The organism is Salinicola sp. LHM, from assembly GCF_034479735.1.
Classification (GTDB): domain Bacteria; phylum Pseudomonadota; class Gammaproteobacteria; order Pseudomonadales; family Halomonadaceae; genus Salinicola; species Salinicola salarius.
In genome coordinates this window covers 2,896,688-2,917,321 of record NZ_CP140261.1, presented here as the reverse complement: position 1 = coordinate 2,917,321, position 20,634 = coordinate 2,896,688, and the positions used below count along the sequence as shown (strand labels likewise).

19 protein-coding genes and 1 pseudogene are annotated in these 20,634 nt (G+C 61.3%); 10 read left to right on the top strand and 10 right to left on the bottom strand.

The window, feature by feature from the left end:
- The first annotated feature begins 392 nt into the window (after nucleotides 1-392).
- From R5R73_RS13305 to R5R73_RS13275, 7 genes are all read left to right on the top strand, one after another.
- Nucleotides 393-872, top strand: coding sequence for an SUF system Fe-S cluster assembly regulator (locus tag R5R73_RS13305; protein ID WP_071233244.1), 480 nt, complete (start codon nucleotides 393-395; stop codon nucleotides 870-872).
- A 109-nt stretch (nucleotides 873-981) separates the two neighbouring features.
- Complete coding sequence (gene sufB, locus R5R73_RS13300) at nucleotides 982-2,424, top strand: Fe-S cluster assembly protein SufB (RefSeq protein WP_071233243.1); 1,443 nt, start codon at nucleotides 982-984, stop codon at nucleotides 2,422-2,424.
- A 71-nt stretch (nucleotides 2,425-2,495) separates the two neighbouring features.
- Nucleotides 2,496-3,248, top strand: a complete 753-nt coding sequence (gene sufC, locus R5R73_RS13295; RefSeq protein ID WP_071233242.1) for a Fe-S cluster assembly ATPase SufC — start codon at nucleotides 2,496-2,498, stop codon at nucleotides 3,246-3,248.
- On the top strand, nucleotides 3,245-4,582 hold the full coding sequence (gene sufD, locus R5R73_RS13290) for a Fe-S cluster assembly protein SufD (RefSeq protein ID WP_322527757.1): 1,338 nt from the start codon (nucleotides 3,245-3,247) through the stop codon (nucleotides 4,580-4,582). Before sufC ends, sufD begins: the two co-directional genes overlap by 4 nt.
- Nucleotide 4,583: 1 nt before the next feature.
- The gene (locus R5R73_RS13285) at nucleotides 4,584-5,825 is read left to right on the top strand and encodes a cysteine desulfurase (protein WP_322527756.1); all 1,242 of its coding nucleotides are present in this window, start codon (nucleotides 4,584-4,586) and stop codon (nucleotides 5,823-5,825) included.
- A 52-nt stretch (nucleotides 5,826-5,877) separates the two neighbouring features.
- Entirely contained in the window at nucleotides 5,878-6,441 is a 564-nt protein-coding gene (gene sufT, locus R5R73_RS13280; protein ID WP_071233239.1) for a putative Fe-S cluster assembly protein SufT, read from the top strand.
- A gap of 172 nt (nucleotides 6,442-6,613) precedes the next feature.
- Complete coding sequence (locus tag R5R73_RS13275) at nucleotides 6,614-7,264, top strand: SanA/YdcF family protein (protein ID WP_071233238.1); 651 nt, start codon at nucleotides 6,614-6,616, stop codon at nucleotides 7,262-7,264.
- A gap of 66 nt (nucleotides 7,265-7,330) precedes the next feature.
- Here R5R73_RS13275 and R5R73_RS13270 read toward each other — a convergent pair whose 3' ends face one another.
- The 4 genes from R5R73_RS13270 to R5R73_RS13255 all read right to left on the bottom strand — a co-directional run bounded on the left by R5R73_RS13270 (nucleotide 7,331) and on the right by R5R73_RS13255 (nucleotide 10,318).
- Nucleotides 7,331-7,771, bottom strand: a complete 441-nt coding sequence (locus R5R73_RS13270) for a hypothetical protein (protein ID WP_071233237.1) — start codon at nucleotides 7,769-7,771, stop codon at nucleotides 7,331-7,333.
- A gap of 111 nt (nucleotides 7,772-7,882) precedes the next feature.
- A complete protein-coding gene (gene rimK, locus R5R73_RS13265) occupies nucleotides 7,883-8,791 on the bottom strand; it encodes a 30S ribosomal protein S6--L-glutamate ligase (protein ID WP_322527755.1) in 909 nt (302 codons plus the stop codon).
- A gap of 53 nt (nucleotides 8,792-8,844) precedes the next feature.
- Complete coding sequence (locus tag R5R73_RS13260) at nucleotides 8,845-9,282, bottom strand: ATP-dependent zinc protease (RefSeq protein ID WP_071233235.1); 438 nt, start codon at nucleotides 9,280-9,282, stop codon at nucleotides 8,845-8,847.
- A 4-nt stretch (nucleotides 9,283-9,286) separates the two neighbouring features.
- Nucleotides 9,287-10,318, bottom strand: a complete 1,032-nt coding sequence (locus tag R5R73_RS13255; RefSeq protein ID WP_322527754.1) for a DUF3549 family protein — start codon at nucleotides 10,316-10,318, stop codon at nucleotides 9,287-9,289.
- A 216-nt stretch (nucleotides 10,319-10,534) separates the two neighbouring features.
- On the opposite strand from R5R73_RS13255, the gene R5R73_RS13250 reads away from it, so the two are divergent.
- On the top strand, nucleotides 10,535-10,861 hold the full coding sequence (locus R5R73_RS13250) for a YqcC family protein (protein ID WP_071233233.1): 327 nt from the start codon (nucleotides 10,535-10,537) through the stop codon (nucleotides 10,859-10,861).
- Between the two features lie 91 nt (nucleotides 10,862-10,952).
- On the opposite strand, the gene R5R73_RS13245 is transcribed toward R5R73_RS13250, so the two are convergent.
- Complete coding sequence (locus R5R73_RS13245; RefSeq protein WP_071233232.1) at nucleotides 10,953-11,507, bottom strand: OmpW/AlkL family protein; 555 nt, start codon at nucleotides 11,505-11,507, stop codon at nucleotides 10,953-10,955.
- 251 nt (nucleotides 11,508-11,758) lie between these two features.
- On the opposite strand from R5R73_RS13245, the gene R5R73_RS13240 reads away from it, so the two are divergent.
- Both R5R73_RS13240 and R5R73_RS13235 read left to right on the top strand, forming a co-directional pair.
- Nucleotides 11,759-12,781: a glycosyltransferase family 2 protein gene (locus tag R5R73_RS13240; protein WP_322527753.1), complete on the top strand. Its 1,023-nt coding sequence runs from the start codon at nucleotides 11,759-11,761 to the stop codon at nucleotides 12,779-12,781.
- Nucleotides 12,778-13,170, top strand: coding sequence for a GtrA family protein (locus R5R73_RS13235; protein WP_110634707.1), 393 nt, complete (start codon nucleotides 12,778-12,780; stop codon nucleotides 13,168-13,170). The genes R5R73_RS13240 and R5R73_RS13235 overlap by 4 nt, the downstream gene beginning before the upstream one ends.
- Nucleotides 13,171-13,318: 148 nt before the next feature.
- Here the strand turns inward: R5R73_RS13235 and R5R73_RS13230 are convergent, their stop codons facing one another.
- The 5 genes and pseudogenes from R5R73_RS13230 to R5R73_RS13210 form a co-directional block, all read right to left on the bottom strand.
- On the bottom strand, nucleotides 13,319-14,509 hold the full coding sequence (locus tag R5R73_RS13230; protein ID WP_322529550.1) for an IS1182 family transposase: 1,191 nt from the start codon (nucleotides 14,507-14,509) through the stop codon (nucleotides 13,319-13,321).
- Nucleotides 14,455-14,739 (bottom strand): annotated as a pseudogene (locus tag R5R73_RS13225) (transposase); the annotation flags it as partial. The pseudogene R5R73_RS13225 and the gene R5R73_RS13230, both read right to left, overlap by 55 nt.
- Before the next feature lie 185 nt (nucleotides 14,740-14,924).
- Nucleotides 14,925-16,415, bottom strand: a complete 1,491-nt coding sequence (gene putP / locus R5R73_RS13220) for a sodium/proline symporter PutP (protein WP_071233229.1) — start codon at nucleotides 16,413-16,415, stop codon at nucleotides 14,925-14,927.
- A 43-nt stretch (nucleotides 16,416-16,458) separates the two neighbouring features.
- Nucleotides 16,459-19,650 carry a bifunctional proline dehydrogenase/L-glutamate gamma-semialdehyde dehydrogenase PutA gene (putA, locus tag R5R73_RS13215; protein WP_110634710.1) on the bottom strand — a complete coding sequence of 1,064 codons (3,192 nt, stop codon included), beginning with the start codon at nucleotides 19,648-19,650 and terminating at the stop codon, nucleotides 16,459-16,461.
- A gap of 189 nt (nucleotides 19,651-19,839) precedes the next feature.
- Nucleotides 19,840-20,616: an AraC family transcriptional regulator gene (locus R5R73_RS13210; protein WP_276232813.1), complete on the bottom strand. Its 777-nt coding sequence runs from the start codon at nucleotides 20,614-20,616 to the stop codon at nucleotides 19,840-19,842.
- Between the last annotated feature and the right edge of the window lie 18 nt (nucleotides 20,617-20,634).

Below are 20,634 nucleotides of genomic sequence, written 5' to 3'. Positions count from 1 at the left end.
GCCTTTCGTTCCAATTAAGAAAAATCTCATGTAAACGAGAATGCGGCTTTAGTGTCGTTCTATTGCACAGCGTGTGACTTTATGACGACATCCCTTGTCTCGAGTTGGAGACGCCAAAAAGGCGTCCTGAAGCGGTTTTGGTAACTTCCAGTTACTAAAGGTGTGATTGAGAATCTTAGTTTTCCGAGTTTTTCTTTTTGTGTTCTTTTGATGTTGCGTAATTCAACGACATCGCTTGCCTGTGAACGGGTTCCCCGTTCCGATCGGCGCCGGGGCGCTTGCCAGGCAGGTGGGGCCGCGATTCGCTGGCGAGACCAAGGGTTCACAGCGTGGTTAAAGAGGACTAAAATGGTCCTATATAGCGGCTGTCAGGATCGAGAGGGCATCAAGGCATGCTGAAACTATCGAAATTGACGGATTATGCGGCAGTGATCATGGCGCAGATCGCACGGGATCCCGAGCAGGCGCATACGGCAGCCGAACTGGCGGTACGCGTGAGCCTGCCTCATCCCACGGTAGGAAAGACGCTAAAGATGCTTTCCAAGAGCGGGTTGCTCGAGTCGCGTCGCGGTTCGCATGGGGGTTATGTGCTTTCCCGGTCGCCGGCGGAGATCACCGCCAGCGACATTATTGCCGCCATCGAGGGGCCGATCGGCATGACCGAGTGCAGCCATGCCGACGGAGACTGCGAGCTGATGGATACCTGCGGCGTCGCCGACAATTGGCAGCGGGTGTCACAGGCGATACGGACACTGCTCGACTGTGTCACGTTGGCGCATCTCGCTCAGTCCGGCCCGCTCAAGTTGCCGGTACAGTTACCGATTCAAAGCGTGACGTTGCCCTCGACGACCGGGGCAGTGCGCGAACATTAAGAAGACGTGGCAATGGCAGGTGCAGTCGCGGTGAGGGTCTTGCCGCTTCTCGTGTCTGTTCGGGACTGCGTCTTCGTCATAAGACTCTCGGTGGAGAGGAGAGAAGACCATGGCTAGCGAAGAGATGGAGCAGTTGGTCCGTCGCGAATACAAGCAGGGATTCGTGACCGACATCGAAAGCGATACCGTGCCGCCGGGCCTGGATGAAAGCACGATCGCCTTCATTTCCCAGAAGAAAGAAGAGCCGCAATGGATGCTCGAGTGGCGTCTCGAAGCCTATCACCAGTGGCTCAAGATGACGCCGCCGTCCTGGGCGCATCTCGAATATCCCCCCATCGACTATCAGGCAATCTCCTATTTCAGTGCGCCGAAGAAGCCGGAAGACCGCCCGCAGAGCCTGGACGAGGTCGACCCCAAGCTGCTGGAAACCTACGAAAAGCTGGGTATTCCGCTGCACGAGCGGGCGGCGCTGGCGGGGGTGGCCGTCGATGCCGTGTTCGATTCGGTATCGGTGACCACGACGTTCAAGGAGAAGCTCCACGAGGCCGGGGTCATCTTCTGCTCCATCTCCGAGGCGATTCGCGAGTACCCGGAACTGGTGCGCCAGTATCTGGGGACGGTAGTGCCGCAGGCCGACAACTATTTCGCCGCGCTCAACTCCGCGGTCTTCACCGATGGCTCGTTCGTCTACGTACCGGAAGGCGTCAAGTGCCCGATGGAGCTGTCGACCTACTTCCGGATCAACGCCGCCAATACCGGCCAGTTCGAGCGTACGCTGATCATCTGCGACAAGCAGGCGCAGGTTTCCTACCTCGAAGGCTGTACCGCGCCGATGCGTGACGAGAACCAGCTCCACGCGGCGGTGGTCGAGCTGGTCGCGCTGGAAGACGCCTACATCAAGTACTCCACGGTGCAGAACTGGTATCCGGGCGACGAGGAAGGCAAGGGCGGCATCTACAACTTCGTCACCAAGCGTGGCGACTGTCGTGGCGATCGCTCCCGCATCAGCTGGACGCAGGTCGAGACCGGCTCCGCCATCACCTGGAAGTACCCCTCCTGCATGCTGCGTGGCAAGGAGAGCATCGGCGAGTTCTATTCGGTCGCGGTGACCAACGGTCGCCAGCAGGCCGACACCGGCACCAAGATGATCCATATCGGCGAGAATACCCGCTCGACGATCGTCGCCAAGGGGATCGCCGCCGGTCGCAGCGACCAGGCCTACCGCGGTCTGGTCAAGATCGGGCCGCGGGCCAAGGGCGCACGCAACTATACCCAGTGTGATTCGCTGTTGATCGGCGACCAGTGCGGCGCCCACACGTTCCCTTATCAGGAGATCGGCAACAGCACCGCCACCGTCGAGCACGAGGCCACCACGTCCAAGATCGCCGATGACCAGCTGTTCTACTGCCGCGCGCGCGGGATCGACGAAGAGGACGCGGTAAGCATGATCGTCAACGGCTTCTGCAAGGATGTCTTCCAGGAGCTGCCGATGGAGTTTGCGGTCGAGGCCGAGGCGCTGCTCAACGTCACGCTGGAAGGTTCGGTGGGCTGATTCGCCGCCACGAATTCATATGCCAATTCGGGAGGCTGCGTTGGCGGTCTCTCTCGTTTCAAGGGTTTCACATGCTCGAAGTCAAAGATCTTCACGTTACGGTCGAGGACAAAGCGATCCTCAAGGGCCTCAATCTGACCATCAATGCCGGTGAGGTCCATGCCATCATGGGGCCGAATGGCGCGGGCAAGTCGACCCTGTCGGCGGTGATCGCCGGCAAGGACGGTTATGAGGTGACGCAGGGCACGATCCTGTTCGAAGGTCAGGATGTGCTCGAAATGGAAATCGAGGAACGGGCTCGCGCCGGTCTGTTGCTGGGATTCCAGTACCCGGTCGAAATCCCCGGGGTCAAGAATATCTACCTGCTCAAGGCGGCGCTCAATGCCCAGCGCGCCGCGCGCGGTGAAGGGGAGATTCCGGCGCCGGAGTTCATGAAGCTGGTGCGCGAAAAGAGCGCCGAGATGAAGATGGACCCGAGCTTCCTGCAGCGAGCGGTCAACGAAGGATTCTCCGGCGGCGAGAAGAAGCGCAACGAGATCCTGCAGATGCTGGTGCTGCAGCCGAAGCTGGCGATGCTCGACGAGATCGACTCCGGTCTCGATATCGACGCCATGAAGGTCGTAGCCGATGGCGTCAACTCGTTGCGTGACGCCAATCGCGCCATTCTGCTGGTGACGCACTATCAGCGCCTGCTCAATCACATCGAGCCGGATCATGTTCACGTGCTGGTCGATGGTCGTATCGTCAAGAGCGGCGACAAGGACCTGGCGCTGGAACTCGAAGCCCGCGGTTACGATTGGGTGCTGGAGGGATCTGCCGCATGAGTGCACCGGAACGCTTTCTCGAGCGTCTGACCGCACGCCGCGCCGAAGACCCCAGCTGGGTCGCGGCACGGCGCCAGGCCGGCGCGGCGCGCTTCGAGGCCTTGGGTTTTCCCACGCGACGTGACGAAGAGTGGAAATATACCGACGTGCGCCGTATTGCCGAGGGCGATTTCGCTCTGGCGACGGACGCCGCGTTCGACGCTGCCCGCTTCGACGAGCAGCGCCTGGATATCGACGCCTATCGGCTGGTGCTGGTCGACGGCGTGTTCAGTGCCGAGCTGTCCCGGCTCGACGGCCTGCCGGCCGGCGTTTCCCTCGAACCGCTATCCAGGGCGATGGCTGCCAACCACGAGGCAGTAGGCGGTTCGCTCGGCCGTCTGGCGGGTGTCGATTTCTCGCCGTTCACGGCGCTCAATACCGCCTTCGCCGAAGAGGGCGTCATCGTGCGTCTGGCACCCGGTACGGTGGTCGACAAGCCGATCTACGTGCTGCTGCTGTCGCGGGCCAACGAACGGCCGGTGATGAGCCATCCGCGGGTACTGATCGAAGCGGGCGCGCGCGCCGAGGCGACGATCGTCGAGCATTATTCGGGCGAGCCCGACGCCGCCAATTTCACCAACGTGGTGACCGAAGTGCTGCTCGATCGCGGTGCCATCGTCGATCACTACAAGTTGCAGGAAGCGGCGCTGACGGATCTGCACGTGGCCAGCATCCACGTCGATCAGGGGCGCGACAGCCGCTTCAACTCGTACAACCTGAACCTTGGCGGGGCGCTGGTACGTACCGATCTGGTGACGGATCTCAATGCCGAAGGCGCCGAAGCGGCCTATAACGGGTTGTTCTTCGTCCAGGGGCGTCAGCACGTCGACAACCACACGCTGGTCAATCACAACGCGCCGCGCACGTTCTCCAACGAGAACTACAAGGGTGTGCTAGATGACCGTTCTCGCGGCGTGTTCAACGGCAAGGTCTTCGTCAAGAAGGACGCGCAGCAGATCGAGGCGTACCAGAACAACGCCAACCTGCTGCTGTCCGACCGTGCCGAGATCGACACCAAGCCGGAGCTGGTGATCTACGCCGACGACGTCAAATGTTCCCACGGCGCTACCACAGGCCAGCTGGACGAGGAAGCCGTCTATGCGCTGCGTAGCCGCGGCATCGACGAGCCGATGGCTCGGGCGCTGCTGACATTGGCCTTCGTCGGCGAAGTCATGGACAAGGTGCGTCTCAACGTCATCGCCGAGCGCGTCGAAAGAGCCGTCGCGGGTCGTCTGCCGGAGCGCTTCAACCTGGCCGACCTGGTGGAAACCGCCGAGGCGATTCAGGAGGCTTGAGATGACCGCGATTACCGATCTGACGCTGGACCTGGCGGCCATACGTCGGGATTTTCCGATTCTCGATCGTGAGGTTCACGGTCGACCGCTGATCTACCTCGACAACGCCGCCACCAGTCAGACGCCGGTGGCGGTCATCGACAGCCTCAGCGACTACTACCGTCGTTACAACGCCAATATCCATCGCGGGCTGCATACGCTGGCCGACGAGGCGACGGCGGCCTTCGAAGGCGTGCGCACTACGGTTCAGCGCCACCTCAATGCGTTCGAGCCGCGCGAGATCGTGTTCACGCGGGGGACCACCGAGGCGATCAATCTGGTCGCCAACAGCTGGGGCCGGGCCAACCTGAAGGCGGGCGACGAGGTGGTGATCTCGTTGATGGAGCATCACTCCAACATCGTGCCCTGGCAGTTGCTCGAGCGTGAACTGGGGATCGTGATCAAGGTCATCCCCGTCGATACGCGAGGCGTACTCGATCAGGAGGCCTATCGCGAGATGCTGGGCGAGCGGACCAGGCTGGTCTGCGTCAACCATGTCTCCAATGCGCTGGGCACGATCAATCCCATTGCCGAGATGGCGCGCGACGCCCATGCCTGCGGTGCGCTCATTCTGGTCGATGGCGCCCAGGCTGTGCCGCATCAGGCAGTGGACGTGCAGGCGCTGGATGCCGACTTCTATGTGTTCTCGGGTCACAAGGTCTATGGACCGATGGGGGCCGGGGCGCTGTATGCCAAGGCTTCCCTCCTCGATTCCATGCCGCCGTGGCAGGGCGGCGGGGAGATGATCTCGCGAGTCTCCTTCGATCATGGCACCGAATTCGCGGCCGTTCCGCACCGGTTCGAGGCGGGAACGCCTTCGGTGGCCGATGTCATCGCCATGGGAGCGGGATTGGACTGGGTCAACGCGCTTGGCATCGAGCGGCTGTCGGCCTGGGAGCAGTGGCTGCTGGATCATGCAACCCAGAAGCTCGAACAGATCGACGGGCTGAGAATCATCGGCACGGCACCGCAGAAGGCGGGCGTGATTTCGTTTCTCGTCGACGGTGCGCATGCCCAAGATATCGGTCTGTTGATCGATCAGTTGGGTGTGGCGATTCGCACCGGGCATCACTGCGCCCAGCCAGTATTGAGTCATTTCGGTGTCGAGGCGACCTGTCGTGCCTCGCTGGCGGTCTACAACACGCCGGAAGAGGTCGATGCGTTCGTCGAGGCCTTGCAGCGCGTGCTGGGCATGCTGCGCTGAGCCGGTTCCGGCGTCCGGCGTGTCCGGGCCGGCAATTCTGTCAGGAGCAATGATGGATCCGTTAAACGAGGTCTACAAGGGTCAGGAAATGCCGCTGCAGCGGGATGTCGATGTCATTTCGATTCCGTTCGGCAAGACCATCACGCTGGCCGAGGACAGCACCGTAGTGGTGATGCAGGCCAAGGGCAACTCGATCAGCGTCAGCTACGAAGGTCGTCTCTATCTGATCGAAGGTCATGATCTCGACGCGCTGGGGCTGAAGGCACTCGAGCGGCCGACGCTGAATCCCGATGCGACGGAAGCGGAAATGGAAGCTTTCGTCTGGGAGCAGCTGCGGACATGCTTCGACCCGGAGATACCGGTCAACATCGTCGATCTCGGGCTGGTTTACGGCTGTCGTATCGAGCGCCTGCTCACCGGCGAACGCATGGTGACCATTCGCATGACGCTGACGGCGCCCGGTTGCGGCATGGGCGATGTGATCGCCGAGGACGCGCGGCGCAAGATTCTCGGGGCGCCGCAGTTCTCCAAGGTTCATGTGGAAATCGTTTTCGATCCGCCCTGGAGCCGTGAGATGATGAGCGAAGAGGCGCGCCTGGAGCTGGGAATGTTCTAGGGTCGACGGATCCTGGGCACGCTGCATGAAGCCACGCTCCTCGGGCTGCGCGAGCCGGTTTCTGGCAGGACAATGAACGCGACATGCTGATCGACATTTCTCATCGCCATTCGACTCCCGGCCGGGGTGCCCGACGATCGTTTTTCCCTCACCGTTTCTGTGTCGTTCACTTATGCTCGAGCTGCTGAAGGGATTGCTCAAGGCGCTGCTTGCCGGCCTGTTGATGCTGGTGATCGGTGTCGTGGTGATTAATCTCTGGATACTCCAGAAGACCCACGCCCGAGTCGAACACGAGGTGCCTCTATGCGCCATGCAGCCGGTCGGGCTGGTCTTCGGTACCGCACAGTGGCTGCGGGAAGGGGGCGCGAATCCCTACTATCAGGCCAGAATGGAGACCTCGGCAGAACTGCTGAGGCTTCATCGTGTCCAGCATCTGCTGCTTTCCGGCGACAACCGCACGCGATACTACAACGAGCCGATCAGCATGTGGCGCTCCTTGCGGCATCGCAATATCAGCGATAGGCACATGACGCTCGATTATGCCGGCTTCAGTACGTTCGATAGCGTGGTTCGCGCCAAGGAGGTGTTTGGCGCGGATCGACTGATGCTGATTTCACAGGGCTGGCACTTGCCGCGGGCCCTGTTCATTGCCGATGCGCTGGGGATCGAGGCTACCGGCTGTGCGGTGCCCGATGATGGCGTCGAGGGAGAATGGCGGCTGCGTCTACGCGAATGGCTTGCCCGTGCCGCCACCTTTGGCGATCTTTACATCTGGGGGCGAAAGCCTTACTTCCTGGGGCCTTTGGAGCCGATTCAGCTGTAGTCGCCATGACACGCTTCCAAGCCTGAGGCGTTGCCAGCAAGGTAGCGTGCCCCCAGGAACCGCTTCTCAGCGTTGGCGTTGCTGCAGCTTGTTGATCTCCCGGATCAATGCACGGCAGTTCTTCCAGCAGCGTTCCAGCGCGGGCTCCAGGGCTTCCGGCAGAGGATGCGTGAACGCCGTGCCCAGCGCCTGCATCAAGACGCGCTCCTGCTCGAGCAGCTCTCCGAGCAGCACGGCACTGTCGTTGCCGACGAAGCTCTTGATACGGCTCCAGAGCCAGAGGTAATCGTCGCGTTCGACATCGGCATCGCGGGGCAGGATATCGAGATGTTCGCGAACCAGCTGCTGCAGTTCGCGCATGGCGGCCCCACGTTCCTCGTAATGGGGTTTCAGGGCATTACGCAGCGCCGGTCGCAGGCGATCGAGATTGTCCTGAAAGTAATCGAGACTGTCGGCCAGCGCTTCGAGTACGCTGTCCATCGCCACTTGGCGATTGTCGAGAAACATGTGCGGCCACCTCCTGAGGTGACACAAATTGTGCGGCCGGAAACACTGTTTTGCCACCCCCGGGCGCAGAAAAAGTTTAGGATTTTCGGCCATTTGTTCGACCGCTATCTATCAGCCCTTGGGTTTCGGCGGCGCTTTCCGTGGCGTGCTGGCATTTTTCTCCAGATGCTCGACGATCAGGCCCGCGATATCCTTGCCGGTCGCGGTTTCGATACCCTGCAGGCCAGGGGAGGAATTGACCTCCATGATCACCGGGCCATGGTTGGAGCGCAGCAGATCGACACCCGCCACGCCGAGCCCCATGGCCTTGGCTGCACGAATCGCGGTAGAGCGCTCTTCCGGCGTGATGCGGATGACGCTGGCGGTGCCGCCGCGGTGCAGGTTGGAACGGAATTCGCCGTCGGCAGCCTGACGTTTCATCGATGCCACGACCTTGTCGCCTATCACGAGACAGCGAATATCGGCGCCCTTGGCTTCCTTGATGTATTCCTGAACCATGATGTTCGCCTTCATGCCCATGAAAGCCTGGATGACCGACTCGGCGGCCTGGTTGGTTTCCGCCAGGACCACGCCGATGCCCTGCGTGCCTTCCAGCAGCTTGATCACCAACGGTGCGCCCTTAGCCATGGTGATCAGGTCGGGGATGTCGTCGGGCGAGTGGGCAAAGCCGGTGACCGGTAACCCAAGCCCCTTGCGGGAGAGCAGTTGCAGGGAGCGCAATTTATCTCGCGAGCGAGTGATCGCGACCGAGTCGTTGAGCACGTAGGTGCTCATCATCTCGAACTGCCTCAGCACGGCGCAGCCATAGAACGTGACCGACGCGCCGATGCGCGGGACGATCGCATCGAAGGGCTCGAGCTCTGCGCCCTTGTAATGGATCGAAGGGCGATGCGAGGCGATGCTCATGTAACAGCGCAGCGTGTCGACGACTCTGACGGTATGGCCACGCTGCTCGGCGGCCTCGACCAGGCGCCGCGTCGAGTAGAGATTACGATTGCGTGACAGAATGCCGATATGCATGCGCTTGGGACTCCGATGCGTGAATGGAAGGACAGATGAGGTGAAGCGGGCCGTCAGGGTTCGCCGTGCAGGAACGCGGCACCAGGGGCAACCAGAAGCCGCCGCATGGCGCGCCTTCCCAGTAGCATGGGGTGGCGCATGTTGCTGCGATCGGTCAGGGTCAGCTCGATGGGAAAATCCAGGCCGCCGAGCAGAAGACGCGTACGAATGACGTAGCGCCATTCCTGCTGGCCGTTGGAACTCCTCACCCGGCGGCGATCGTGCAGTGGCAGCTGACATTCATGGTGCGTGCTCTGCTGACCACTCGAGCGAGTGATGAATCGAACCCACGGATGGCCGTTCTCCTCGTAGGGTTCGATCCGCTCCGCATGCAGGGCCGATGTTCTCGCGCCGGTGTCCGCCTTGCAGCAGAGTGTCATGTGCAGATCCGGTAGCGTGACCATTTCACGCCGGCCGATGACCGCCTTGGCCTGGTAGGGTAGTGCTTTCATGGGTTCAAGCATTCCATTCTCTGACGAGCCGGCCCACGGGAGAGTGCGCCGGCGCCTGACGCAGCATCATCAATATGGGCAGCCGCAGGCGGGGGATCAATGCCAAATCACGGACGACGCGGCGAAAGTTGGCATTCCTGCAGCTTGCCAGACGTTCCAGAAACCGCATGAGCCGGGTTTCATGTTCGAGGTGCTGCCAGCCGCGGGCGGCAATGGCGGCAAGACAATCGGCGGCCATGAGGTCGTCGTCGTCGAGAATACGATCGAGCCATTCTCCGACCCTGGGGTCGTCGCTGCCCAGCAGCGCTCTCAGCAGGGCGCAGAACGTTTCTATATCCTGCGCTTCGCGGGTGGTGGCGAGTGCGTGCCAGAGAGTGGGCAGCAGCTCGGCCGGCGTATCGCCATGCTCCATCAGGTAGCACAGCGGCAGAATCACCTCGCGGGGCAGCGCGTTCAGGCGCAGCGTCAATGCCTCGATGACGGCAGGATCACTGTCGACCACCTGATCGGCCAGGCCCTGGAGGCCGAGCATTTGCCAGTTGAGAGCGTCGTCACCGATGAGGTAGCGACGCACCATGTCCGAATGCGATGACGACGGTTGCCCGAAATGGCGAGACAGGCGAGCATGCAGCAGCGCGCGCTGGTGCAGCTCCGGCTCGAATGCCAGGGGGTTGTCCTGCATCAGATTGGTCGGCTCCAGCTTGCCTTGTGCGAGCCCGTTCTGTGTTGGATCGGCAGGCTGGGTGCCCAGAGTCTGAAGCAGGCGATCGAGAAATTCGTCGCGCGCGGCAGGAACCAGCATGCCCTGTTCATCCAGCGGCAACGACAGAAACCAGATCGCCGGATCCTGATAGGCCGCCGGCCAGCGCAGGGCGCAGGCGACCTGCGCATGACCGTTCCAGGGTAGCGGCCATGGTTCGCGCTCCTGTTCGAAGGCAGCGAAAGTGTCCTGACGCATTGGCGCCACACGCCGACCCAGGGTCGACAGCGCAAGCTCCGCGCCGCTATGGGCGAAAAAATCGCTCAGCGTTTGCATGGTAGACGGTCGTCATGTTCATCGAGGCGCGCACTGTAACTTGCGGTGACGGCGCTGGATAGGGGGTGGCCAAAAATTGAACAGTTTCCGCCAGCGCATGGCTTGCGGCGCTCCAATCAAGGTGTCCCAAGTTTATCCACAGGCTCTTTCAGGGTTTCTGTGAGCAACCCTGAAGGCGCCATATCCAGACAGCTCCAGACAGCAACAGGAGAGAGAATGAGTCCACACGATGAATTGGCCAGTGCCTTGCGTGAATTGGAAACGGCCCTGATGGAAGCCGGCTTCTGGGAGGAATCCCGGCCGGACGCTTCGGCGTTCGAAAGCCGGCAGCCATTCTGTGTCGATACCATGTCGCTGCCGCAGTGGCTGCGGTACGTCTTTATCGCCCGCCTGCAGGCACTGATCGACGCCCGTGCGACATTGCCGGAGAGCTGTGCGGTCGCGCCGGCAATGGAGGTGTGGCTCAAGGATGAACCGGCCTCGAGGAGAGAGCCGGTGATCCGTGAACTCGCCGTCGTCGACCGCATCGTCACCCAGGCGTGAGCGGTCACAGCGAGTGTGGTCGTTCGCTTTCTGAATCGCGGACACAAAAAACCGGGCCTGAGGCCCGGTTTTGCTATCGATCGCCGATCGCTTAGAAGCGAGCGGTGACACCGGCACCGACGGTGACCGGATCGAGATCGATATCGCGGCCGCCACTGATGTCGGCGCTGACATCGGTGTACTGCGCGAAAGCGTTGAAGCCGAAGTTTTCGGTGACGTTCAGGTCGACGCCCAACTGGCCGGCTGCGCCCCAGGAATCGTCGACGCTACCGACACCGCTTTCGTCGGAGAACGTGGTGTAGTTGACGCCGACACCAGCATAGGGCTGGACAGCAGAGTCCATGCCGCCGAGCGGGTAGTACTGAGCCATCAGGTTGATCGGAACCTGCTTGAAGTTGCCGCCTTCAGCGTGAACCTTGGTTTCGGTCATGGAGCTCAGCTCGACACCGATCTTGTCGTGAACCATGTAACCCAGGCCCAGGTAGGCGCCCTTGTCGTTGTCATCGGTATAACCGGTGTCAACGTCGGTCTTGGCAACGCCCAGACGGCCATAGAAGTCGCCGGCGCCATAGGCGAAAGCGGCTTGGGTTCCGAATGCGCAAGCGCCGGCAACCACCATTGCAGAAAACAGTTTGGTCTTGGTCATGATAAGTACTCCCTTCCTTTCATCATGAAGCCGTGTTACCGGCCTTCACATTCTATGAGACAACGTCGCCATGATAGGAAACAGTGTTTTTTATGTCCAGTAAAATTTTGAAACAGCGTTTTTTTACGGCTCAGTAGGCGTTACGCCTGTTTGTGCGCCATCCGCTGCTACCGGCTAGGATTACCGTAGTAGCGAATGACTCAAGCTGCCAATACGAGATGAGGTGGCAGCACATCGCGCAAGGAGTGCTCGTGGAGCGTCGTCAGAGAGACTGGATGTTGTCGATCGTGGTGCCGGTAATGAACGAGGAAGCGGCCATCGCGCGTTTCCTGGAAGCCGTGGATCGCACGCTGGGCGATGCGGTGCCGCAACTGGAAATTCTGTTCGTCGACGACGGCTCCACCGATGCGACGCTTGTCACGTTGCGAGAGCGGGCAGCGCTGGATCCTCGCACTCGGGTGATATCGCTGACGCGCAATTTCGGCAAGGAAGCTGCCATGACCGCCGGTCTCGACCATGCGCGCGGTGATGCCGTGGTGCCGATGGATGTCGATCTGCAGGACCCGCCGGAGGTGATTCTGGAATTCATTCGTCTGTGGCGGGAGCATGGCTACGACATGGTCTACGGCATTCGGGGATCGCGGGATGAAGATACCCAGGCGAAACGGACCTCCGCCGGGCTTTTCTATCGCTTCTTCAACCGGCTGGCGGAGACGCCCATCCCCAGTAACGCGGGGGATTTCCGGCTGATGGATCGCCGTGTCGTCGAGGCGATCAAGCGATTGCCGGAGCGTAACCGGTTCATGAAAGGACTGTTCAACTGGCCCGGATACCGCTGCACCGGCGTCTATTACAACCGGCCGGCGAGAGAGAGCGGAGAGAGCAAGTTCAACTTCTGGAAACTCTGGAACTTCGCCATCGACGGCTTCGTCAGCTTCTCGACCTGGCCGCTGCGCATCTGGATGTATTTCGGTGCGGTCATCGCGGGGCTCGCGTTTCTCTACATTCTGCTTCTCGTGGGGCGTGTGATCGTGGTGGGTAGCGATGTCCCCGGCTATGCGTCCTTGATGACGGCGATCCTGTTCTTCGGTGGCATGCAGCTGCTGTCCGTCGGGATTCTGGGCGAATACGTGGGACGCCTGTTCATCGAGGCCAAGCAGCGGCCGCTCTACCTGATCGCCGAAGATAGCCTGGAGGGTAAGATTAGCCTGGAGGCCAAAGATAGCCTGGAGGCCAAAGCGGGTCTGGTCGATGAGGCCTCCCGCACCTCATGAAACGTCGACTCAAGCGCGAAGCCAAGACCGCCGCACGTTTCGGCCTGGTAGGCACGGTGGCGACGGCGGCCCATCTGTCGGTTGCGGCTGTCCTGAGCGCGCTATGGCCGACGCTGTCGGAATTTATCGTCAACCTGTGCGGGTTTCTGGTTGCCTTCCAGATCTCCCTCGTCGGCCATCGGCGGCTGACGTTCCGGCGCCGCGGACGGGCAAAACGATTTTTTACCCTGGCGGTGCTGGGATTCGTACTCAATAACGGGGTGCTGGCGGCGCTGCTGGCGTCCACCAGGATCGCGGGATTCTGGGCCATCGTCATTGCTACGTTGACTGTGCCGTTGATCACCTACGTCGGTTCGCGGCTGTGGGCGTTCCGCGAACACCATGTCTAGGGCTCGGATGGAAAGTCGCTGAGTATGCGGGACGTAGGCGAGCATGCTGGTCGTGCATCGGCGGAGCATGAAAAAGGGCTCCCGTAGGAGCCCTCAGACTGCTGACGAACCCACCGATTTCGGTGGGTTCGTTGTTTTCAGGATGGCACTACCCACACCGTCGCCATGCAATCGGCATAACGCGCTGTTGCGATGTCAGCCGAGAGAACACGCCCTGAGGGCTCTGATACGCCTTCAGGTAGCTCAAAATCGCGCTAAAAAGCCGGCGCCATCGCGCCAGCGCTATCTTCTTGAGGTTTTGGCACGCGGCGGCTAGCAGACACTGCTCTCTCACCCGCTTTAGCCCACGCATTCGCGCATAGCGATGCCCATGTAGCTGTTTGGCATCGGCGAAGCTGCGCTCCACCGTTTCTTTCCTGCGTTTGTAGAGCTTCTTGCCCGGCTCCGTCAGCCGTCGGGCATCCACCCGATCCTTGTCGTCCTGCCACACATGTCGCGTGACGGTTTTGATCTGTTTAGCGTTACGGGTACAGGATGCGAGTCGAGGGCAGTCCCGGCAGATTATGGGGTCGCTGCGATAATGGCGGTAGCCGTTGCGATCGGTCGTGGCGTAGGTCAGGGAGTGGCCTTCCGGGCACTGATACGTGTTGCTCTGCGTTTCATAAGTGAACAGTCGCTTCGGCAGATAACCCTTGAGTTTGCTGGGTCGGCGATAGCCGATGACGCCGTAGAGACTGCGCGCTTCCAGCCCGTGGCAGATGGCGGCCGTGAAGTAGCCAGCATCGAGGCCGACACCGATGGGGTTGAGTCCGAAGCGCTGGCACTGATGATCGAGTCTTGCCAGATAGGGAACACTGTCATGCACGCTCGCCGGCGTCACATGGGTATCGGTGATGATGGCGCATTTGCCGTCAACGGTGCGGTGATCCAGGTAGAAGAAGCCGGTAGGCTTGCCGTCGCGCACCATGTAGCCGCTATCGGGATCGGTGAGGCTGATCTTCTTCTCGGTCGTCGCCGGTGCCTTGGCACGCGGCGTCAGGGCTTTTTTCCCTGCTGAGCGCGATCCTCCTCGACCGCCACATCCAGCGCTTCCCAATAATCTTGCGTGCTCGTTTCGACTTCGCGTCGCTCGAGGCGATGCTTGTTGGCGTTGGCCTTGAGATGGGTGCTGTCGGTGTACAGTACCTCGCCGCCGACCAGTCCCTGCGCGATGGCCTGCTCGACCACGGTGTCGAAGATCTCCTGATGGATCGTACTGTCGGAGAACCGGCGGCGCCGGTTCTGACTGATCGTCGAGGCGTCGGGTATCTTGTCGGTCAGTCGCAGCCCCAGAAACCAGCGATAGGCGACGTTGACCTGGATCTCGCGCATCAGTTGGCGTTCGCTGCGAACGCCGAACAGATAGCCGATGAACAGCGCCTTGAACAGCAGTACCGGATCGAGTGCGGGCCGGCCGTTATCGGCGCAGTAGAGATGACGCACCCTGTCGCGAATGAAGGTGAAGTCGAGCGCGGCATCGATCTGGCGCAGGAGGTGGTTGTGGGGAACCAGCTCCTCGAGCGTGACCATCTCGAGTTCATGTTGTTGTGGGGAAGGATCTTTGAGCATGTCGGCAGCTGCAGCGAAAACGGGTCTGCCAATAACAACAAAGCTCCGGCGAAGACGCCAGAGCTTTGTCAGCAGTCTGAGGGCTCCCGTAGGAGCCCTCTTCCGTAGGAGCCCTTGGAGGCCCCGAGTGCGTCATGCGCGCGTTGCTAACGCGAGATCTGCTTGTACTCCCCGGCATCGCTGGTCACGCTGCTCACCACCAGGATGGCAATGAAGGAGGCGATGAAGCCGGGAATGATCTCGTAGACGCCGGGACCGCCCATGAACTCGCCGTTCCAGCCTAGCGAAATCCAGATCATGACGGTGGCGGCACCCACCACCATGCCCGCGATGGCGCCGGCGCCGTTGGTGCGAGACCACATCAGCGAGAGGAGGATCAGCGGGCCGAATGCCGCACCAAAGCCGGCCCAGGCGTTGCTCACCAGCCCCAGCACCTGAGAGTCCGGGTCGGAGGCAATGACGGCGGCCACCAGACCAACCAGCACGACACTAATTCGGCCGACGGCCACGGTTTCCTTTTCCGTTGCTTCCTTGCGCAGGAACAGACGGTAGAAGTCCTCGGTCAGTGACGAAGAGGCCACCAGCAGCTGGCTGGAGATCGTGCTCATGATCGCCGCAAGCAGTGCCGCGTAGAGGAAACCGGTGATCAGCGGATGGAACAGCAGATTCGCCAGGATGATGAAGATCGTTTCCGGATCCTGGATCTCCAGACCGTTGCGGATCGCATAGGCACGGCCGAATATACCCAGAGAGATCGCCCCGACGAGAGAGATGAGCATCCAGCTCATGCCGATATTGCGGGCGACGGGTACATCCTTCAGCGATCGGATGGCCATGAAACGCACGATGATGTGCGGCTGCCCGAAATAACCCAGCCCCCAGGTCACCGCAGACAGCCAACCAATGAAGGTCAGGCCATCCGTCCACGATAGCAGCGTGGGATCGACTTCATTCAAGGTCTGCGAGGCCTGGGAAAAACCGCCGCCACCGTCACCGAAGATGACCACCGCCGGCATGATCACCAGCGCCAGCATCATGATGCAGCCCTGCACGAAGTCGGTCATGCTCACGGCCAGGAAGCCGCCGACGACCGTATACGCCAGTACCACGCCCAGCGTGATGATCACACCCGCCGCATAGTCGCTCAGGCTACCGATGTTGATGACGTCGGCAAAGGCGCTTTCGAACAGCTTGCCACCTGCCACCAGGCCGGACGCCGTGTAGACCGCGAAGAAGACGACGATGACGATAGCGGATACTGTTCGCAGCGACATCGCCCGGGTGGGAAACCGGTTTGCCAGGAAGGCCGGGATGGTGATTGCGTTGCCATAGTGAACCGTCTGTTCACGAAGGCGCGGTGCGACCAGGAGCCAGTTGAAGAATGCCCCCACGAACAGGCCGATACCGATCCAGGCCGAGCCCAGGCCGGAGACGAACATCGCCCCGGGCAACCCCAGCAGCAGCCAGCCGCTCATGTCCGAGGCGCCGGCCGACAGCGCCGCCACCTGCGGGCTGAGCGTCCGGCCGCCCAGCATGTAGTCTTCCGACGTGGAAGTGGATGTGCGCATGGCGTAGAGGCCGATGGCGATCATGAGCGCAAAGTAGGCAAAAAGGCTTATCCAGACACCAATAGCCATAAAAACGTCTCCTGTTTCTTAATTGTTAGGCCGGACGTGGCGATCACTCGTCTCCCATGGCAAGCAGTGAAGCGTTCCCACCCAGCGCGGCCGTATTGATGGTGCGCGTCTTTTCGGTGACGAAGCGTAACAGATAATGGGGGCCGCCCGCCTTGGGTCCGGTACCGGAGAATCCTTGCCCGCCGAACGGCTGTACGCCGACGACCGCGCCGATGATATCGCGGTTGACATAGACGTTGCCGACGCGGATGCGGCTGGCGACATGGTTGGTGAAGTTCTCGTTGCGACTATGAACGCCGAACGTCAGCCCATAGCCCTTGGCATTGATGGAGTCGATGACCGCTTCCAGTTGATCGGCGCGGTAGCGGGCGATGTGCAGCAGGGGGCCGAACTGTTCGGTTTCCATCGACTCGATGCCGTCGATATTGAATGCCATCGGCGCAACGAAGGTGCCGTTGCCGGTCTGGGCCGGATCGAGCTTCGCTTCGGCGATCAAGCGGCCTTCGGCCTTCATGGTCTCGACATGCTTGAGCAGACCCTGGCGGGCGTCTTCATCGATGACCGGGCCGACATCGGTGCCCAGGTCACGCGGGTCACCGATGCGCAATTCATCCATGGCCCCGCGCAGGATCTCGATCACACGGTCGGCGATATCTTCCTGGAGATAAAGAACGCGTAGCGCGGAACAGCGCTGCCCGGCACTCTGGAATGCGGAGTGGACGACATCGGCCACGACCTGCTCGGGCAGGGCGGTCGAATCGACGATCATTGCGTTCATGCCACCGGTCTCGGCGATCAGCGTGGGAAGCGCGGCATTTTCCCTGGCGGCCAGGGCCCGGTTGATGATCTGCGCGGTATCGGTCGACCCGGTGAAGACCACGCCGGTGATGCGCGGATCGCTACTCAGGACGCTACCCACGGTGGGGCCGTCGCCGGGCAGCAACTGCACCACGTCACGGGGCATGCCGGCCTCGTACAGCAATTCGATCACGCGGTTGGCGACCAGCGAGGTCTGCTCTGCAGGCTTGGCCAGTACGGTGTTGCCGGCCACCGCGGCGGCGACCAGTTGGCCGGTAAAGATGGCGACGGGGAAGTTCCAGGGGCTGATCGCGGCGAAGACCCCTTTGCCCTGCATCACCAGCTCGTTGGATTCGCCGGTCGGCCCTGGCAATACGGTCGGCTCGGCGAACAGTTCGCGTGCGCGCGCCGCGTAGTAGCGACAGAAATCCACCGCTTCGCGAATCTCGTCGACACCATCGGTGAGCAGTTTGCCGCCCTCGCGGGAGCAGAGCGTCATCAGTTCCGCGAGATGCGTCTCCATCAGGTCGGCATGACGTTCGAGGATGGCCGCACGCTCCTCGACTGGCGTTTCGCTCCAGCGGGGGAAGGCCTGCCAGGCGATACCGACGGCCTTTTCGGCCTGCTCGCGCGTCGCCCACTGCACACTGCCTACGGACTGACGGCGGTCATAGGGGCTGGTGACCCGCTGGCGTTGGGTTTCGTCGTCGGCGACATCGATTCCGAGCAGCGGCTTGACGTGATGCTCACGCTCCATGAACTTCGCCATGCGATCGATGAGCGGCTGATATTCGCTATTGATGTTCAAGTTGACGCCCCTGGAATTTTTGCGTGCAGGACCATAGATCTGGCGCGGCAACGGAATCTTGGTATTGGCGAAGGTCGGGTACTGCTTGAGCGTGGCGATCGGGTGAACGCAGAGCGATTCCACTGGAACGCGGGGGTCGACCAACTGGTGGACGAACGACGAGTTGGCGCCATTTTCCAGCAGGCGCCGGACCAGGTAGGGCAGTAGATCCTTGTGCGCTCCCACCGGGGCGTAGATGCGGCAGTAGGTGCCTTCGGGCGCCCGGGTCAGCGCGGCATCGTAGAGGGCTTCACCCATGCCGTGCAGGCGCTGGAATTCGAATGCGCGATCGGCATGGTTGGCCCGTTCGAGAATGTTGGTGATGGTGTGCGCGTTATGGGTCGCAAACTGGGGGAAAAGGCGGCCGCGAGTGTTCTCGGATAGCAGGAACTGGGCGCAGGCGAGATAGGCGACATCGGTACACGCCTTGCGGGTATAGACGGGATAACCATCGACGCCGAGCTTCTGCGATTCCTTGATCTCAGTGTCCCAGTATGCGCCCTTGACCAGACGCAGCGGGATCTCGTCGCCCTGTCGATCGGCCAGGCGATTGATGTAGTGAAGGACCGGCAATGCACGCTTGGAGTAGGCCTGAACCACCAAACCGAAATGACCCCAGCCACGGCAGACATCGCTTTCGAAGACAGCGCGGAAGACCTCGAGCGACAGTTCGAGGCGATCCACTTCCTCGGCATCGATGGTCAGCGCGACGTGACGCTCGCGAGCCAGTTCGACGAGCTGCTTGACCGTACCGACGAGCTCTTCGAGTACCTGGGTGCGGCGGCCGAACTCATAGCGCGGATGCAGCGCCGACAGCTTGATCGAGACGGACGGCGCCGGTGTCCTGGCGTCCAGCTTGAGGCTGGTCTTGCCCACCTCGAGAATCGCCGCGGCGTAATCGTCGAAATAGCGCTTGGCATCCTGACGGGTACGGGCGGCTTCGCCCAGCATGTCGTAGGAGTAGGTGTAGCCCTTGTTGAAGAGCGGCCGGGAGCGCTTGAGCGCTTCGTCGATCGTGCGGCCCAGCACGAACTGCTGCCCCATGATCTTCATCGCCTGATACATCGCACTGCGAATGACCGGCTCGCCCATGCGATTGACCATCTTGTTGATGAAGTTGGCCGGCTTGCCTTCTCGCGGCTTGTCCATCTGGATCACGTTGCCGGTCATCAGCAGGCCCCAGGTCGAGGCATTGACGAACCAGGATTCACTCTGGCCCAGATAACGCTTCCAATCGGCGACCCCCAGTTTGTCCTCGATCAGCGCGTCGGCGGTGGCCTTGTCGGGAATGCGCAGCAGCGCTTCGGCCAGGCACATCAGCAATACGCCTTCCTGCGTGTCGAGGCTGTACTGCTGAAGCAGCTCATCGATGGAGTCGACGGCGGTATCCATGGCCCGGACATCACGTACCAGTTGTGCCGTCTTGTCGCCGATGCGTGCGAAATCGGCTTCACCCGCCCCCAGCAGCGTACACAGCTCGGTCAGATAGGCGTCTTCGTCGACGATGTAATGGTCGCTGATTCTGGCAAACAGCTCGTCGAGCGAAGTCTGCCAGGTGGCAGTGTCCAGCATTTGATCGGCTTTTAGCATTGTTGAAGCCCCCTATAGCAGTATGGACCACGGCAGTATGGACCACAGGAATCGGCGTTAGCCTCGGCGATCGCTCGCGGCAAGCAGGCGGTGGCCGGTAATAATGGAAAGGCGTGGTGGCTGACTCTAGCGTGAAACGGGGGAAGGGTTCTTGCCAATTATCCGGGGAGATTTGCGAAAAAGCCCGGGTTATCCATTGGCAGAGGGGCGACGCAGTTGCATGGGGGAGTGGCCGTAGCGACGGCGAAAGGCATGGCTCAGAGCGCTCTGGCTGGCGAATCCGGTGCGTTCCGCGATGTCGGCCAGTGGCATATCGGTCAATGTTGTCAGCTCGCGAACCCGGGTCAGCCGCAACCGCATCACGAACTGATACGGTGTAATGCCTGTCTGTTCGCGAAAGCGCTCGGAGAAGTGCGCCTCGCTGAGGCAGGCGAGATTGGCCAGGTCGGATACGCTCAGGCGCTGGTCCAGCCGTTCCAGCACGAACTGCTCGAGTCGTTGAATGTCCAGCGACCGGCTGGCTCGCCTGGTCAGCGGCGGAGAGCAGAGCGCCGCGCCGAGACGGGCATGCAGCGAACTCAGTAGCGTCGTGACCAGCAGATCCGCCGGCGCATGGCTGGCATGGGTCATCTCCTGAATCAGGAACTGGAGATAATGCTGCAGCGACTCGTCCAGCGAGAAGTAGCCTGGACGGTCGAACAGGCTTCTCAACTGGCGGTGCATGCCGGTCAGGGAAGTGGCGTCGTCCGGCAGATCGATGATCAATTGACGATTGTCGCCGATCCCTTCGTAGTAGTGTTCGACATTGGCCGGCACCAGGCAACCGGAAAGCGGCGCCACGACACCGCCCTGGCCGGCAATCTCGAATTCCGCGTAGCCGGACAGCCCGATCACGATCTGGTGATAGTCGTGATGATGATGCTGAATGGCGTTGTCGAGCGGTGCCAGGCGAATCGTATCGGTCATGATGTCTGCCGCAAGAGA

Bases quoted from the DNA above. Each gene is read 5' to 3' on its own strand.
- putA (WP_110634710.1), bottom strand. From the start codon at position 19,650: ATGCTAAAAGCCGATCAAATGCTGGACACTGCCACCTGGCAGACTTCG.
- sufC (WP_071233242.1), top strand. From the start codon at position 2,496: ATGCTCGAAGTCAAAGATCTTCACGTTACGGTCGAGGACAAAGCGATC.
- putP (WP_071233229.1), bottom strand. From the start codon at position 16,415: ATGGCTATTGGTGTCTGGATAAGCCTTTTTGCCTACTTTGCGCTCATG.
- R5R73_RS13210 (WP_276232813.1), bottom strand. From the start codon at position 20,616: ATGACCGATACGATTCGCCTGGCACCGCTCGACAACGCCATTCAGCAT.
- R5R73_RS13250 (WP_071233233.1), top strand. From the start codon at position 10,535: ATGAGTCCACACGATGAATTGGCCAGTGCCTTGCGTGAATTGGAAACG.
- R5R73_RS13275 (WP_071233238.1), top strand. From the start codon at position 6,614: ATGCTCGAGCTGCTGAAGGGATTGCTCAAGGCGCTGCTTGCCGGCCTG.
- R5R73_RS13260 (WP_071233235.1), bottom strand. From the start codon at position 9,282: ATGAAAGCACTACCCTACCAGGCCAAGGCGGTCATCGGCCGGCGTGAA.
- rimK (WP_322527755.1), bottom strand. From the start codon at position 8,791: ATGCATATCGGCATTCTGTCACGCAATCGTAATCTCTACTCGACGCGG.
- sufD (WP_322527757.1), top strand. From the start codon at position 3,245: ATGAGTGCACCGGAACGCTTTCTCGAGCGTCTGACCGCACGCCGCGCC.
- R5R73_RS13245 (WP_071233232.1), bottom strand. From the start codon at position 11,507: ATGACCAAGACCAAACTGTTTTCTGCAATGGTGGTTGCCGGCGCTTGC.
- R5R73_RS13305 (WP_071233244.1), top strand. From the start codon at position 393: ATGCTGAAACTATCGAAATTGACGGATTATGCGGCAGTGATCATGGCG.
- sufB (WP_071233243.1), top strand. From the start codon at position 982: ATGGCTAGCGAAGAGATGGAGCAGTTGGTCCGTCGCGAATACAAGCAG.
- R5R73_RS13285 (WP_322527756.1), top strand. From the start codon at position 4,584: ATGACCGCGATTACCGATCTGACGCTGGACCTGGCGGCCATACGTCGG.
- sufT (WP_071233239.1), top strand. From the start codon at position 5,878: ATGGATCCGTTAAACGAGGTCTACAAGGGTCAGGAAATGCCGCTGCAG.
- R5R73_RS13270 (WP_071233237.1), bottom strand. From the start codon at position 7,771: ATGTTTCTCGACAATCGCCAAGTGGCGATGGACAGCGTACTCGAAGCG.
- R5R73_RS13235 (WP_110634707.1), top strand. From the start codon at position 12,778: ATGAAACGTCGACTCAAGCGCGAAGCCAAGACCGCCGCACGTTTCGGC.
- R5R73_RS13255 (WP_322527754.1), bottom strand. From the start codon at position 10,318: ATGCAAACGCTGAGCGATTTTTTCGCCCATAGCGGCGCGGAGCTTGCG.